The following is a 14233-nucleotide window of genomic DNA, read 5'->3' as shown; positions in this document are numbered from 1 at the left end:
CTTGCTACTATCCATATCTGGGTTCAAAGGATTTTATTAGTGGGATAGGTTCATACATAATTCTCTACGTTTTTGACCAAGATACAGTTTTTGTACTTGCTTGCTTCCATGCAAAACGCAATCCAAAACAGTGGTTGGATAGAATTGAATAAAATTTCTCTTCACAGCGATAATATTAGTGTTGGGTTGCGTTACTTAACCCAAGCTACAAGAATAGCGATCGCACTGGCAACTACTCTTGTCTACAACCCTGATAAGTGGGCAAAAACTTCTTGCTGCCAGTAATTTATCCGGTTTTCTCGTGTTGGTGATTTACCCATCAGTTTACTCCAAGCACCATTTGCTGCACTACCAGGATGAGGAAACTCAAGGTGTTTGACTTCTAATTTTATACTTTTAATGCCGTTACTTGCTTTTTTTCCCCAGGTAACGATCGCAAGTGGCTCAAAAATTTCTAACTATGTCTTCAGATCATGATGAAATATCCACACCTGAGGCATATCTTCTGATAAATTCTACGCCTGCGTCAGTAACCCAAAAGGTAAAACTCATTGGAAACTTTTTTTGATAGCCATTGTCTCCTACAATTTCTAGCCACATTCCTTCCACATGCTTATCTTCAAAGAAGCCATCCTTAACTGCGTTAGCCACCAATATATCTCCTCCGACACCAACAACGAACACACGCTCTCCTGACTTGGCAAGAATTTCAAAAAGCCGTCTCTCAAACTCACCGTATCTGTTGTTAAGGATGCTCAAGTTTTGCTTGTACATCCTGATAGATTGCTGATCTATCTCCTTTTTCTGATCAAATCTGGTATGGCAGTTCGGACAAAGAGCGATTAGGTTTTCAAAAGAGTTGTCGTTAGATTTAGCCCACGGATCAATGTGAGCGATCTCTGTAGTTGTTGCTCTACAGGTAGGAATAGCGCAACGGTGTCCGGCTTCGACAAGTACTGCTCTTTTAACTTCTGCTGGAATGTGATCACGTTGCATCGTTGGGTATTATGTTCGATAGATGTGATATGAATAACTATGTATTATACAAAAAGTTTGCGTATATCTTACTAAAAGATTCATATACAGAAAGGATTACAAATATTTCAATCACAATATCAAGAAAATTTATAAATATTCAATTTTTATACATAATTTCTCCTAACAACTCTCCGCATCTCTGCGCCTCTGCGTGAGATAATTTAACCAGGAAGCAAAACCGTTCCCAACTTTTCACGCCCCAAGCGATCGCTCACTTTACCCTGACAAACAACCTGAACCCCATTAATATAAACCCCTTGCACAATCTCATCCGAACCGCGCTTAACCATCCGAGGTTCACCATCTAAAACTGGATCTGATATCTGCACCTGCGGGCTAATTGGCTGATTTAAAGCATTGGGATCGAGTAAAACTATATCTGCTTTCGCACCAAGTTTGATAACTCCCGTATCAAGACGAAACCAACCAGCAGGTTCTCCGGTAACGCGGCAAATCGCAGCTTCCGGTGAAAGGAACTTCGTTGCAACTGCTTGTTTGAGCAAAGATAAAGCTCCATCATAGTAGCCCAGGTTACGAACATGAGCGCCAGCATCGGTAAAACCAGGCAAAATATGCGGATGCTGCATCATCGCTAAACGGGGTTTTAGGCGATCGTTCGCTCCTGTCGCCACCCAGCGCAAATCTGTATCGTATTTTTGTAATGCGTGGATAAATAAATCCACTGGTTCTTGTTGCTTTTGACGAGCAATTTGGGCAAAACTTAACCCTTGCCAACTTGCTTCGGGACAGTGAATAACTTCCATCAAATCTAACTGACGATGGAATGATTTACGCCGTTTACTCAGCCATTCTTGGCGAAACTGACGACGAAACATTTCCGATGCCCATAGTTGTTGTCTTTCTTCTCGTGACTGACAGCCATTTAGTTGTGCGCCTGTGGAGAATTCTTCAAATAAGGGAGTCACAGATCCATCAGAGTAAATGGTGAAAGGTTCAGTTAAGGTTTGAAAGCGCACATTCCCATTTAGAAGCCGATTCCAAATAAAAAGTAGGGGAGAAAATATTCGCCATAGTTTGCGATCGTGTACGGCATCTAAGGCTGAGAGGACTGTTAGCCGCAGTGGTTTTTGTCCAATTCCTGAACCCATACGCAGAATTTCTACAAAGGAAGCAAATCGTTGTAAGTTGGGCGTGACTTGAAAAACACGTTGGCTATGCCGACACAAATCTGCCAACATTGCATATTCTTTAAATTTGGCGTGTTGAGAGGGAATTGTGCAACCTTGCCATTCTCCACTCATCCGATGCCAGGGAAACATATCAATAGAAATGCCAATAAAGCCAGCATCTATTGCATCTCTGGCTATGCGCTGCATAAGTTTTAGTTCAAATTTTGTCGGCTGAACCGTTAAGCTGCGTTCTAATCCCATCACATGAGCGCGTAAAGCACTGTGGCCAAACATTGGGGCAACATTGGGGCCAAGGGGTAACTGTTGCAAATGCTGTAAATATTCTGCTGGTGTCTGCCATGAAACCGACTTTTTCAACCATTTTGCAATCAGCCGATGGGAAAGTGTCTCTACTCTCTGAAAAATATCAGCTAAGATTTGGGGTTGGGCGATCGCAACAGACAAGCTACAGTTACCAATAACAACGCTGGTAACACCATGACGCACTGATTCGCTCAATCCTGGTGCAATTTCTAACTCTAAATCGTAATGAGTATGAATATCGATGAATCCAGGTGTCACCCATAACCCAGAAGCATCAACCACTTCACGCGCTGGGGTAGTTAAGGAGGGTGTGAGGGTGACAATGTGGCCGTTTTGAATGCCGATATCTCTGCGAACAGGTGGAGAGCCTAAGCCATCGAAAATTAACCCGTTTTGAATCAGCAAATCTAACATGATTGTTTGTTTTCCTTTGATGTCGCCACCGGAAAGGGCGGGTACGCCATCGCACTACAGTATGACGCAAATATTCATTGCTACATCTTATACTACATAATCAAGAACCCCTTCAAGCGATCGCTTGGAGGGTGTCTAAGAAGTCTCAAATATTTGTTGATTCCCCCTAATTCCTTTAAAAAAGGGAGAATAATAGTTTTAAAATCCCCCAATTTATCGAGGGATTTAGGGGGATCTCCAAAGGTAGGTGTATACAAAAAAACTTTTTAGACATCCTCTTAAAGTCGCAGACGTTACTTAGCTTTTACATACATCGAAACAGGCATTTTTGTAACTAGCAATTTCAGTTATCTCTATCTGTCTTATGTAATAAGTCCTATACCTATCCTAAGTAGGGTTATCTATCTATATTTGTTCGTTAAGTTGTATGAAGTATTGAAAGCAGAATACTTTTAACTTAGTTGGAGTTTTTATGACTTACACAATTGATGAAGCAACAAGACCAGCTTTAGAAACTTTTCAACGCTTTGATGTAGATACTCAACTAGCCCTACTTTGGTTCGGTTATCTCGATCTTAAAGAGCAGCTACAACCAGCACCTCCTCCAAGCGTTGAAGCGCCTGCTAAAGCAGTGTTTGACAAATTCCTGGATTTGTCAAAAGAAGAGCAACTGCAAGCACAACGCGACATTATTAATGGTGCAGCTAACGATATCAGCCAAACCTATAATAGTCTAAGTCCCAATGCCAAATTAGACGTTTGGTTTCTGCTGGCACAAGGAATGGAGGATGGAAGCATAATTCAAGTGCCCTCCGACTATCAACTACCTGGTGAAACGGATGAATTTGTCGCATCGATCAAAAATCTAGAGTTTGAGCAACGGATTAATTTCATGTTGAGTGTAGTGGAAACAATGGGTTAGTCAAGTCCAACAACTCTCAAACTTTCTAGAATTAAGGATAACTCAAAGTACCAAATTAAGCTAGACTTGGCTATTTTTGCTTTACTTTAATAGACCTTAACTTAGAACTACCGCAGAGATGCTCATCTTTGCGGTAGTTTTGATGCAAATTTTATCAAGTCCGCTTGATTATACGAACTCAATTAATGATTGTAATGATTGGAACACATCCTTGGGTAAAGACGCGATGAATCGCGTCTCTACAAATGCTCTATTTGTCGCATTTTTTTCCAAGCGCACGATCGCATTATAATCAGGTACACTTCGAGCGATCTTTTTAAGCTTTCAACACTTTTAACATAAAATATTTTATAAATCTTTAAAGCAGTAGTTGAAATAAAAATCCCTGCCACAAACAGTTGACAGGGATAGCAGTTTTGAGATGTAGCTTGTCTTTTAGCTAACAAAATCTTTGTGGGCAGCGACTAGCATCTGAGCTTGCCTTAAAACGTTTCCGAATAAATAAAAAGGAATCTGCCAAGCTGCAACGGTAACTTCTTTGACTATATCTTGTACGCTAATTGCGATTAATTCATGCTCTGGCGGCTCTCCCTCAACTGTACCAGACCAAGTAAAAGCTAATAAGAAATCATCGTCTCCAGGCAAGGATGCAATCAAACATTCTTCTGGTGTTGGTTCGCAAATAATTCCATAATCATTTGCAAGTTCTACTAATCTTTGAAATTTGTTTCCGTTTGTCATTTGTTCTTAGGATGTAGTTGAATCTCAGTTTTAGAAGAAATCATATTTTGAACTCCAGAACTCAAGTGAGTTTCTACATAGCAGAAAGTACGAATTATTAATTATTCGTTGAAAATTATGAGTTATTGGAGTTGGATCGGGCTTAAGTCCAAAATCTTACCGCGATCGCTTGGTTGTATCAGCAACAATTGTTACTGTTTTAGAAAAAGCTAAACTACTTACTTTTTCGGTTTACTCTATTTACACACACCTCCATTTGTTACCATTTCAAGATTGATGCTTTAATCTCACCCTAGCTGACGCAGTGCATTGAGAATTGCGTCAGCTTTTGGAGGAACTGCTGTAAACCGAAGCAGAAAAAGATGCTCGTCAACATTAGACTGTTCGATCGTCTTGGCATAGATATCTTCTTCTATAGCCATTTCTGCCTCAATCAATAACTGGAGTTTGAGATTACTCAAGAGTTCTAAAGAATGTGGCGATCGCAGTTGCGCTCCTTTTTCTGAGAGGCTAATCAATTCCCCCATAAATACTGTTCCTACTGCATGTTTTCCCTGCAAAATGGAGTATTTTACAGGTACTTTTTGAGTAAGAACGATCGTTTCTTCATCATGTTTAGGCAAGAATAAATTATATTTACCACCAATGCCACGAATTTCACAAATTGTCACAGGGTGTTTTATGCCTTTGGGTTCTATTTGTAATTGCCCAGCAATTTGTAAGTCAATATTGGCATCCTTACAGGTATTTTCGGAAATTAAAATTTGTCCTCCCACTGTATAAGATTCAATTCGAGCAGCCAAATTAACATGACTGCCAATAACTGTATATTGAGCGCGTTTTTGAGAACCAACATTTCCCGCTACGGCTTCGCCTGTATTAATACCGATTCCCATTTCCAGAATTGGAAAATTCATTTGCTGATTTTGTTCATTCACTTGCTGCATTGCTAATTGCATCGCAATCGCACAAGCAATGGCTCGTTGAGAATCATCCTTGCGACTAATTGGCGCACCAAATATCACAAAAATCCCATCACCCATAAACTCATTAATCGTGCCTTTATACTGGTTGATTACATCTGTCATTGTTCCCAAATAAAGATTCAAAATCTTTACTACTTCTTCTGGGGGCAATTGTTCGGAAATAGCCGAGAATCCTCTTAAATCAGATACGAGAACTGTAACCTTTCGGCGTTCTCCTCCTAGCTTTAACCCAGATGGAGTTTCTAAGATATTGGCGACGATTTCATCAGTTAGATAGCGGCCGAGGGTTTTTCGCATCTCGGTAGCACTTTGGGCAATATACTGAGTAAGTGCGATCGCAGAACCTCCAAAAGCCAGCAATGAAGGTATAACGGGAATCCACCAACCAAGCAAAAACGCCAGAAAACTACCACCAATTAAACCGCCACCTGCCAACAAAACACTAATAGCCATGAGGGTTTTCTGGTTGCTACTGTGGCGTTGCAGCCAACACAAGCTAGCACCAATAATTGACCAGATTAAAATTAATAGCCATTCTAGCGGCTCAGGTAGACACTTAATCAATGGACGGCCTTCCATCGCCGTACTTAAAATTTGACTAATCAAATTAGCATGAATTGTCACACCCGCCATTCGTTCTGGGTCAGTCAAGACATTACTGCTGTAAGGTGTATAGAATAGATCCTTCAAACTCTCAGCAGTAGCACCAATTAATACCACCTTATTTCGCATTAAATCTCTTGGAATAAGATTCTCTTGCACTTCGGTAAGAGATACTTTAGTAAACTGCTGTATCCGTCCTCGGTAGTTCAACAGCACTTGATAACTCCCGGCATCAGCTCGGACGTAACCTCCATCATTAGGTTCAAAAATTGGGAAAATACCCCGATTTAACTGCAAGTAATTAGAGTTAGTTGCCGATGGCTTGGCAGTAATACCTTCAGGTTTCAAGTACAACAATGCCAGTTTTAACCCAAAACTTTCCAGAATCTCGTCATTATTTAAATTTACGTACAATAATGCTCGTCGAATTTTGCCATCTCCATCTATGGGTAAATCATTCGACCCAATTTGATTAAGTTTCTTCAGTTCTGGAGATGAATCAACCGCCGAACTATCAATAGTATCAGAGACTTTTTGGACTCCAATCAAATTAGGAGTAGACTTAAATACCTTAAGTAAGTCTTGATGACCGGGATTTACAGGTAAATCACGATAAATATCTAAACCAATCGCTCTAGGTTTTTGCTGTTTGATTTTTTCTAACAAACTAGCAAGTTTTCCATCAGGCATAGGCCACTGTCCCTGCTTGCGGACATCTGCCTCATTAATCTCAACTATGACAATGCGGGTATCAGCCGATTCTCTTGGACGAAGGAGAAAAAATTGATCTAGTGCTGCCAATTCCAACAATTGCAGTAATCCAGTCAAGCGTATTGCAATCACCAGGGCTGTAATATTGGGAACAGCAAGTAAAACACCCCGCCATTGCCAAATGTGCGGTTTCAGCTTTGTCCACATAATATTTAGTGCTGAGTGCTGAGTTAGGAGTTAGGAGTTAAGAGTTAAGAATTTTTCCTCAGCTTAATGCCCTCTGCCCAATGCGCCGTGCCCTTGTTTCGTAAATGTGCAACAATCAATCAATGGTTCGGAAGCGATCGCACTCAAACCTACAGACTTGAAAAATTGTTTCCAATCCAACCTCGCTTTGAAATTATTCGGCTCAGTCCGGCGTAGCTGCACCAAACTAGTCAGCGCTTCATGCCAAATCCCAGCTTCTGCATAGATAGTGGGCAACTTGTACAAATTCGCCTTTGCTAATGCCTCTGACAAAGTTGCTCCTGGTTGAGTGCGTTCCACCCAACCATCTACAGTCGGATTTTCACTCTTGTCTTGATTATCACAAATAATTGTTAGATACCAATGATAAGTTTTACCTACAGCGAGTGCAGGGGCACTGTCAGGAAGTTTAAAGCTAATAATTCCCGATTTATTTGGAAGTGTAAAAGAGGTTTCATAAAATACGTTCTGGTCTTCAGTCAAGAGCAGAAACTTGGCTGTTTTGAGTTGAGATGGAGGTATATACCAGAAAAATGTTGGATGTTGAGCAAATGTCAGCCCTAATTTATCTGGAGGTATTAAGGGAGTTATTAGTTGTTTGCCTTTTAGGCAAGAACTACCACGGGTAGAACCACCAGCACTTGCGGGAAGTTTTCCCCGCTGTGGTGGTTTAAATGTTTGACTAATTTGCCAAGTTTTATTGGCATGGTACGACTGAGCTTGTACCTGTGCTGTTAAAGCAGAAAGCAAATACAAAGGTAAGGAAAAGGGTACAAAATATAGAGATGGTTTAATCCCTTTCATATTGATAATGCCTGAGTTCTAGATTAGTCAGGTGAATAAATCAAGTATTCCCAAAAGCAGAGTTAGATTTTTCACTCAACTACAGAACTATTTATTAGGCATTGGGCATTGGGCATTGGGCATTGGGCACTTGTACTGAGCAGAGTCGAAGTATTGGGCATTGGGCACTTGTACTGAGCGGAGTCGAAGTATTGGGCATTGGGCATTGGGCATTGGGCATTGGGCATTGGGCAGAGGAGAAAGAGGTAATTTTTTATTCTCCCCCTTGTCCCCTGCTCCCCTGCTCCCCTGCTCCCCTGCCCCCTTGTCCCCTGCTCCCCACTCCCACTCTCACTCCCTACTCAAATATATGGCGATACATCTTCACCGCATTTATCTGCTAAATAGGAGAGGGCGCGGAAACGTAAGCCTACCAGTTGCTCATATAACGGGTTAATTTTACACATCGGTGGAATATGCACAATCTTGCGTCCAAATAGGGTGACATCCCGTTCAAAGGGACACTGGGCGGGAATCATTTTACACAAAAAGCGGGCTACTCTTGGGTCTTGGATATCTAGCCCATCAAGCCAGTCTTGCAGAGAGTGTAGGGCATTGATTTGACGCTTTGTCAGCCCTGTGCTGGCGATAGTGGGGGTAATTTGCTCTGGGTATTCCAGAGTGGGGCGAAGGGCTTCGAGTAACTTCTCTGGCTGTTCCAAAGCTTGACAGAACTGTTGCAGAACCTCATCTTCGCTGGGAGAATAAGTACCATCTGCGATCGCTACCATTATCGCTGTCCTTAAGAAATTTTCGGCAGCTGGTGTACCTTTACCCAACGCTGCGGCTAATTCCTCTGGCGTAATTACCTCTAGTGAGTCAAATTTAATCTTAGGAGCTAATTCATTTTCGGTGATGCTGGCAATTAATTCCTGTTCTCGATCGTCAAAATTACCATCAGCCCAAGCAATAGTAAGCAGTCCACGCAACCAAGCGGCAATCTGTTCGCTGCTGTATGGGGATTGAACGGTACTTGTCATAAACTCTATGTCTCAAGCTTTCCTCAGTCACTACTACGCTACCCTAACCAGTGACTATGAAGATAGTGGAAGCAGCACAGAAAAATAAATCAGAGAAGTTTTCAAATCGCAATAGTCGGTCTTAAGGTAAAATTCATTTGTACCATTATTGAGAATTTTTCTACTTAAAGTAAATTTAATTGGAGTATCTCAAATATTTATCAGGTTAAAGACTGTAATTTACGCTACAGAATCATGGAGTTTTCTAAGTATGCGAATCTGCCAGCTAAATATCGCCGACGCTTTTCTCTAATGAATCGTTTACTGATGTTACTTGCTTCTCTATAGAATTGCGATCGCTTGGCATTAGTGAAATTAGGTTAACTCTAAAAAATTAAGGTATATAATGTTTTTCTTTGGCATTGAACATGAAGTCGCGTTTTTGAATAATCAGGGAAAATTTGCTGATTTCTCCCACACAAAATTTGCTGATTTCAATCAAATTATTGCAAGGCTACCTACATACCCCAGTGATTATCCTCAACTCCGCGTTGGCGATGCGGGTATTAAGATGAAGAGATGGTATATTGAGGGATTTGAAAGATTTGCGGATTCTGATGAAGTCATAGACTGTCATGTTAAAGGTATTGAAATTAGAACAACTATCCATTCCAATATTCTAGGCGCTATTACTGAATTATCAGAAAGTTTTAACTTGCTACGTCAGGTTGCCGCTGACTTTGGCTTATCACCAGTTTTGGTGAGTTTTAATCCCTACAATCCAGCTTTTGAGCCTCAACCCCCATTAAACAACTATGAAATTAAACAGCTAGAAGCTTATCCTGACGAACAAACTGCTAATATTCACATGGTATCTTATGGGCCAGATTTAAATATTTCCGTGGCAGATTTGTCAACTGAAGATGTAATTGATATTGGCAGAAAGTTAACTTATTACAGTCCCTATATCGTTCCTTTTAGTTATAGCTCTCCCTTTTATAATGGAGGTTTATGGGATGGACTATCGGTACGAACATTTATCAGAACTGGCAAAAGACCAGCTACTCTGGTTTTTGTCCAAAAAGAAGAACAACTTATTAATAGCATACCTGCCTTAACAAAAATTGCCCGCATTCCGGCGGAAGTGGGACGCATCGAATTTAAGGCTTGTGACAGTTGTGATAATTTTTTAATCTATGCGGCTTTGCTGGTATTATTGAAAGGTTTGGTGTTGGATGAAACCTTACTGGGTAGAGCAACTGTACCCGATGCAGCGTTACACCAACTTTCTGCAAAAGAAGCGTTTGAAAACGAAGATATTTTTGAAAATGCGACAAAAATCTTCCAAGCAGCCGAAGTTGCTTTAGGAGATGACCCAGATGTTCATTATTTAACGCCCTTAAAAGTGCTGCTGGAAAAGCGAAAAACAAGATCCCATGAATTAATAGAAATGTTTCATCGCGTAAATTCAATAGAAGAGGTTATAAGGCAGACTTATCAAGTTTAAAAAAAAGATTTATTTTTTTCCTTTTATTTATTAGAAGGGATTAAGCAGAGTCTTTATATAATTATATAAATTAATACTTTACAAATGTCCTATAAAGTGCATCTTCTCTGCAATTCCTTTAATTTGATAAAGTCCAGCTAACTGAACATAAATAGTATGGCCTTAGCTTGAAAAAACTAGATTAAGTCGATATACCTAGAGAATGATTTTATTCTAACTAAAGATGTAGTAAAATTCATTCTAGAGATTGATGCATACCCTAGCTTTTTCACAGTAAAAGTGTAAACAGGGAACTGAAATGAAGGATTTCAATTATGAAATCTAATAATTTTGCTAAAGAATTAAGGTGGTATTTACTTATTATACCTCACTAATTCAATGCAGAAATACAAAAAATCTCTTCGTCAGGTTCGTTTTTCAAGAACTTCTAAATTGAAGCGGAGCTTGCCACTTTTATGATTTCTTAAAATCGGTGAGTAAGTAAAGGTATATGCTTCGCTCTTTCAGTAAAAGTTCTGCGTTGTTAAAGCTGTTATGGAGGATTTCAAATGAAGATGATTACTTCTGTTTTATCTATTTTTCGTCCAGTACGTTTTCTAGTAGTAGCTTTTACTTGCGCTCTAGTATTATTCTCTAATGCTTTTCCTGCTTTTGCAATTGGTACCGACCCAAGTGACCCTACTGAAGCTACTACACAACTGCTTGACATTCAGCGCAAAACTGACGAAGCCGCTAAAGAACCACCAATAGGATTGGAAAAGACTCAAAAAGAGGCTAACGAAGGACTTAATGAGGTTCAGGGAGCCGCTGATATTGATAAGCAGAAGCGTCCTGAAAATTCTCAGGGTGCAAGAACTATCGAAGAAAAAGCAAATAAATTATTTGACAAAATTACAGGTAAATAACAGAGTTAGTATCTTAGTAATTTTTTGGTAGTAATGGGTGACTGCTTTCATGCAATCACCCATTACTACTCTTTAATGTGACGATCGCAACTGAAATTAAATATAAAAATATGTTCATCCCTATTAAGGTGTAAGTATAGCTATGGAATGTGATGATTAATCTAAACTCATAATGTTTCCTTTGGTTGATGTGGATTATGTGGAAAATTTGGCAAATTAATAAATAACTTTGCTTAGGGATGGAAAATAATGCGTGCGATAAACATTGGTTTGACAGACGAACAGCGTCAAGGTGTAATTAATCTGTTAAATCAAGATTTAGCAGATGCCTATTTACTGCTGGTGAAAACCAAAAAGTATCACTGGGATGTCGTTGGCCCTCAGTTCCGCTCTTTGCACCAGCTTTGGGAAGAACACTACCAAAAGCTGACTCTAAATATTGATGCTTTAGCAGAGCGGGTTCGTGCTTTGGGCGGTTATCCAGTTGGCACATTAGAGGGATTTCTCAAGCTTGCTACCCTCAAGGAACATGCTGGTAGTGTGCCCAGTGCAACAGGGATGGTAGCTAATTTAGTGGACGATCACGAGCAGGTTATTCGTAATTTGAGAGACCATGTAGATCAGTCTAGTGAAAACTTCCACGATCAAGGAACTGCTGACTTTTTGACTGGACTACTCGAACAGCATGAAGAAATAGCTTGGATGCTGCGTTCATTTATTGAAGGCGAGGCACTAGATGCAGATGGCAGACAGCCAGCAGCAGGGGCTAAGACTCCCGTAGGTGTATAGCTCATAACATCTGAGTTCAGGAAGGCTGTATGTGAAATCAATTGAGGGAGGAGCGATTCCTCCCTCAATTGATGTGAAAGAATTAATCTGCCTGGATCTACTCATTCACCTTGCCAATTTGGGAATTGAAAATTGGTTCATGCGCCAATCCCACTTAACGCCAGTCCGCTCAAGTCGGAAATTCCGCCTACGCGGCTGGTTCATTTATGTATGCTGGGGAATCTGTCTAGTGCAGTGCTCTTGGGGGCTGCTAGTGGAGCGATCGCAGGTAGTGCTGGTGCCGGTCTAGTATCGGTTCTGACTACTTTGGGAATGCCAGAAGATAAAGCGGCTATCTACCAAACTCGCTTACAAGCTGGCGAATTTTTCGTGATGGCAGAAGTCCCAAGCGATCGCACTGGCGAATTTCAATTGCTGCTCGAAAGTGCTGGTGGCGAAGAAATTAACACGATTGAGAAAACTCTGGCTCGTTCTTGTTCTGGACAGTGCAACAGTCCAGCAGACTTGTCTTTTGAAGTTCGCGCTCATCTTTCTGATGAAGCTCAGAGTACATTCATTGAACGATATAATGCTGTACTCAATGAAAAAAGTGACGAGTTCACAGCCGAACAAGCTGCTTGGGAGACTATTCACCAACAATATGAAGAAGATGAAAATGGTGTCTGGTCTAAAGCTAAGGTTAAAGCGTGAACAAGGCAGGAGTCGAAACACTGACTTTTGCCTTTCTTGTTAAACTACTGTGCAAGACTAGATATCAGGGATTTATAACAAATAAATTATCCAATATTGTGGGGTGGGTTTTGTGGCTTACCCCACGAAAAGTAAGTATATTGGCAATAATCTGGAAATAATTGTAGATATTTATACGTATTATGGCAGGCGATCGCACTTAGATAGAAATTGCCTACTCTGGGTCTGGTTTGCATAATTTTGGGTACATTACCGCAAATGCGCTGATACTTTAATTTTCCCTCTTCATAAATTCCGCAAAAACACCGTTACGCTATTTGTGTTTGCGATCAAAACTTAGAGCATCCAGTTTATGAGGGCGGATTTATGACCAACCCTGTAAAGACGGTTATCCAAGTCAATCTGGAGATGGCTCTAGAAGTAGCTCAAGAATTAGAGCAAGCTCCATACACTCAACTCGGTGCTTATTGTTTGGAAATTTTACGGGAAATCGGATGTGCTGGTACTGAACTCCCAGTTAACTTACAAACTCGCGATCAGCAGCTAAATTTCATTACAGGCTTTGCATCTTATGCTTTTGGGGAGGTACAAAGTGTATAAAGCATTAATTGATGATATATTTTCTGATTCTGAAGATACAGAAGAAACTACCTTTCCTGCCACAGATGAAGATTTATTAATCTTAACAGAAAAATATTTAGGGTTTGAAATTCCCTCAAAGGTTTTCTTGCAAGCTATAGCCATTGCTGATTACGACGGTGCAGCTGCTTTTCGCTACGTTGATAATTATTTGATTACTCTCAAAAATAAGAAGAAGCGTAAGCAGAAGAAATTACTTGTGTTAGGTTGTTCGACTAGATTTGAAAATAATTGACGTGTTTATTCACCAGCTAACTAAAAACCAATACGATTTAGATAAGATAATTTGCACGGCTGATGTAGAGGCGTTGTATTACAACGTCTCCGCACATTTGTTTCAAAAAGACAATAAACAACAATAACAATTTATCTAGAGTTAGTGGCAGGGCAAACGCATTTTATTTACTAATAAAAAATAAAAAGGATTCTCAAGTTATCTAATTGAAGAAGGCATGAGGCAGAGAGCAGAAGACACTATTCATTCTGCCCTCTGCCTTTTTCGATAACTGTCAAACTTGATGAGATTATAAACAAAACAAATTCGATTTTTTCGGAAAATATTAATTAGCTTATTTTAAAATAATATATAACTCTTTAGTAAAAATAAAAACTCACGATTCGGGTAATAGATAGCTTTACCAAAGAGAGAGGTTAGGAGTGAGGTTAAGACTCGCTAGATTAGGAAAAGCTATATGAAATTTAAAATATTATTTTTTAGTAAGCAAACTAGTACATTAAACATATATCTAAAGAAAGAGATTAATTAATAATTAACTAAACAAATAC

The 14233-nt window shown here is 39.9% G+C and carries 14 protein-coding genes and 1 pseudogene; 9 read left to right on the top strand and 6 right to left on the bottom strand.

What is annotated here, in order from left to right:
• The first annotated feature begins 144 nt into the window (after positions 1-144).
• Positions 145-285, top strand: a complete 141-nt coding sequence (locus RMZ95_RS30570) for a hypothetical protein (protein ID WP_409884184.1) — start codon at positions 145-147, stop codon at positions 283-285.
• Positions 286-471: 186 nt separating this feature from the next.
• On the opposite strand, the gene RMZ95_RS30565 is transcribed toward RMZ95_RS30570, so the two are convergent.
• Entirely contained in the window at positions 472-996 is a 525-nt protein-coding gene (locus RMZ95_RS30565) for an HNH endonuclease signature motif containing protein (protein WP_322685437.1), read from the bottom strand.
• A gap of 203 nt (positions 997-1199) precedes the next feature.
• Positions 1200-2906, bottom strand: coding sequence for a D-aminoacylase (locus RMZ95_RS30560; RefSeq protein ID WP_322685438.1), 1707 nt, complete (start codon positions 2904-2906; stop codon positions 1200-1202).
• A 472-nt stretch (positions 2907-3378) separates the two neighbouring features.
• Here RMZ95_RS30560 and RMZ95_RS30555 point away from each other — a divergent pair, with 472 nt between their 5' ends.
• Both RMZ95_RS30555 and RMZ95_RS30550 read left to right on the top strand, forming a co-directional pair.
• A complete protein-coding gene (locus tag RMZ95_RS30555) occupies positions 3379-3828 on the top strand; it encodes an orange carotenoid protein N-terminal domain-containing protein (RefSeq protein WP_322685439.1) in 450 nt (149 codons plus the stop codon).
• 142 nt (positions 3829-3970) lie between these two features.
• Positions 3971-4120 carry a hypothetical protein gene (locus tag RMZ95_RS30550; RefSeq protein ID WP_322685440.1) on the top strand — a complete coding sequence of 50 codons (150 nt, stop codon included), beginning with the start codon at positions 3971-3973 and terminating at the stop codon, positions 4118-4120.
• A 143-nt stretch (positions 4121-4263) separates the two neighbouring features.
• On the opposite strand, the gene RMZ95_RS30545 is transcribed toward RMZ95_RS30550, so the two are convergent.
• From RMZ95_RS30545 to RMZ95_RS30530, 4 genes are all read right to left on the bottom strand, one after another.
• A complete protein-coding gene (locus RMZ95_RS30545; RefSeq protein WP_094352832.1) occupies positions 4264-4569 on the bottom strand; it encodes a hypothetical protein in 306 nt (101 codons plus the stop codon).
• 287 nt (positions 4570-4856) lie between these two features.
• The gene (locus RMZ95_RS30540; protein ID WP_322685441.1) at positions 4857-7076 is read right to left on the bottom strand and encodes an adenylate/guanylate cyclase domain-containing protein; all 2220 of its coding nucleotides are present in this window, start codon (positions 7074-7076) and stop codon (positions 4857-4859) included.
• A 63-nt stretch (positions 7077-7139) separates the two neighbouring features.
• A complete protein-coding gene (locus tag RMZ95_RS30535) occupies positions 7140-7919 on the bottom strand; it encodes a DUF928 domain-containing protein (RefSeq protein WP_322673670.1) in 780 nt (259 codons plus the stop codon).
• A gap of 341 nt (positions 7920-8260) precedes the next feature.
• Positions 8261-8938, bottom strand: coding sequence for a Mo-dependent nitrogenase C-terminal domain-containing protein (locus RMZ95_RS30530; protein ID WP_322673671.1), 678 nt, complete (start codon positions 8936-8938; stop codon positions 8261-8263).
• A 385-nt stretch (positions 8939-9323) separates the two neighbouring features.
• On the opposite strand from RMZ95_RS30530, the gene RMZ95_RS30525 reads away from it, so the two are divergent.
• From RMZ95_RS30525 to RMZ95_RS30500, 6 genes and pseudogenes are all read left to right on the top strand, one after another.
• Positions 9324-10424, top strand: coding sequence for a glutamate-cysteine ligase family protein (locus RMZ95_RS30525; RefSeq protein ID WP_322685442.1), 1101 nt, complete (start codon positions 9324-9326; stop codon positions 10422-10424).
• A 548-nt stretch (positions 10425-10972) separates the two neighbouring features.
• Positions 10973-11329: a hypothetical protein gene (locus RMZ95_RS30520; RefSeq protein ID WP_322685443.1), complete on the top strand. Its 357-nt coding sequence runs from the start codon at positions 10973-10975 to the stop codon at positions 11327-11329.
• Positions 11330-11578: 249 nt separating this feature from the next.
• Positions 11579-12118, top strand: a complete 540-nt coding sequence (locus RMZ95_RS30515; RefSeq protein WP_322685444.1) for a Dps family protein — start codon at positions 11579-11581, stop codon at positions 12116-12118.
• Between the two features lie 231 nt (positions 12119-12349).
• Positions 12350-12808, top strand: a pseudogene (locus RMZ95_RS30510) (ChaB family protein); the annotation flags it as partial.
• A 366-nt stretch (positions 12809-13174) separates the two neighbouring features.
• Positions 13175-13408 carry a hypothetical protein gene (locus RMZ95_RS30505; protein WP_094352841.1) on the top strand — a complete coding sequence of 78 codons (234 nt, stop codon included), beginning with the start codon at positions 13175-13177 and terminating at the stop codon, positions 13406-13408.
• The gene (locus RMZ95_RS30500) at positions 13401-13682 is read left to right on the top strand and encodes a hypothetical protein (protein ID WP_322673676.1); all 282 of its coding nucleotides are present in this window, start codon (positions 13401-13403) and stop codon (positions 13680-13682) included. Before RMZ95_RS30505 ends, RMZ95_RS30500 begins: the two co-directional genes overlap by 8 nt.
• Positions 13683-14233 lie beyond the last annotated feature (551 nt).

The organism is Nostoc sp. DedQUE07, from assembly GCF_034530975.2.
Taxonomy (GTDB): Bacteria; Cyanobacteriota; Cyanobacteriia; order Cyanobacteriales; family Nostocaceae; genus Nostoc.
Note: the sequence above shows the minus strand (reverse complement) of the source record. Positions and strands in the feature narration are given on the sequence as shown.

What these genes read in the sequence shown, in the direction of transcription:
- RMZ95_RS30565 (WP_322685437.1), bottom strand. Translation starts at nt 996, where the DNA reads ATGCAACGTGATCACATTCCAGCAGAAGTTAAAAGAGCAGTACTTGTC.
- RMZ95_RS30560 (WP_322685438.1), bottom strand. Translation starts at nt 2,906, where the DNA reads ATGTTAGATTTGCTGATTCAAAACGGGTTAATTTTCGATGGCTTAGGC.
- RMZ95_RS30555 (WP_322685439.1), top strand. Translation starts at nt 3,379, where the DNA reads ATGACTTACACAATTGATGAAGCAACAAGACCAGCTTTAGAAACTTTT.
- RMZ95_RS30550 (WP_322685440.1), top strand. Translation starts at nt 3,971, where the DNA reads ATGCAAATTTTATCAAGTCCGCTTGATTATACGAACTCAATTAATGAT.
- RMZ95_RS30545 (WP_094352832.1), bottom strand. Translation starts at nt 4,569, where the DNA reads ATGACAAACGGAAACAAATTTCAAAGATTAGTAGAACTTGCAAATGAT.
- RMZ95_RS30540 (WP_322685441.1), bottom strand. Translation starts at nt 7,076, where the DNA reads ATGTGGACAAAGCTGAAACCGCACATTTGGCAATGGCGGGGTGTTTTA.
- RMZ95_RS30535 (WP_322673670.1), bottom strand. Translation starts at nt 7,919, where the DNA reads ATGAAAGGGATTAAACCATCTCTATATTTTGTACCCTTTTCCTTACCT.
- RMZ95_RS30530 (WP_322673671.1), bottom strand. Translation starts at nt 8,938, where the DNA reads ATGACAAGTACCGTTCAATCCCCATACAGCAGCGAACAGATTGCCGCT.
- RMZ95_RS30525 (WP_322685442.1), top strand. Translation starts at nt 9,324, where the DNA reads ATGTTTTTCTTTGGCATTGAACATGAAGTCGCGTTTTTGAATAATCAG.
- RMZ95_RS30520 (WP_322685443.1), top strand. Translation starts at nt 10,973, where the DNA reads ATGAAGATGATTACTTCTGTTTTATCTATTTTTCGTCCAGTACGTTTT.
- RMZ95_RS30515 (WP_322685444.1), top strand. Translation starts at nt 11,579, where the DNA reads ATGCGTGCGATAAACATTGGTTTGACAGACGAACAGCGTCAAGGTGTA.
- RMZ95_RS30505 (WP_094352841.1), top strand. Translation starts at nt 13,175, where the DNA reads ATGACCAACCCTGTAAAGACGGTTATCCAAGTCAATCTGGAGATGGCT.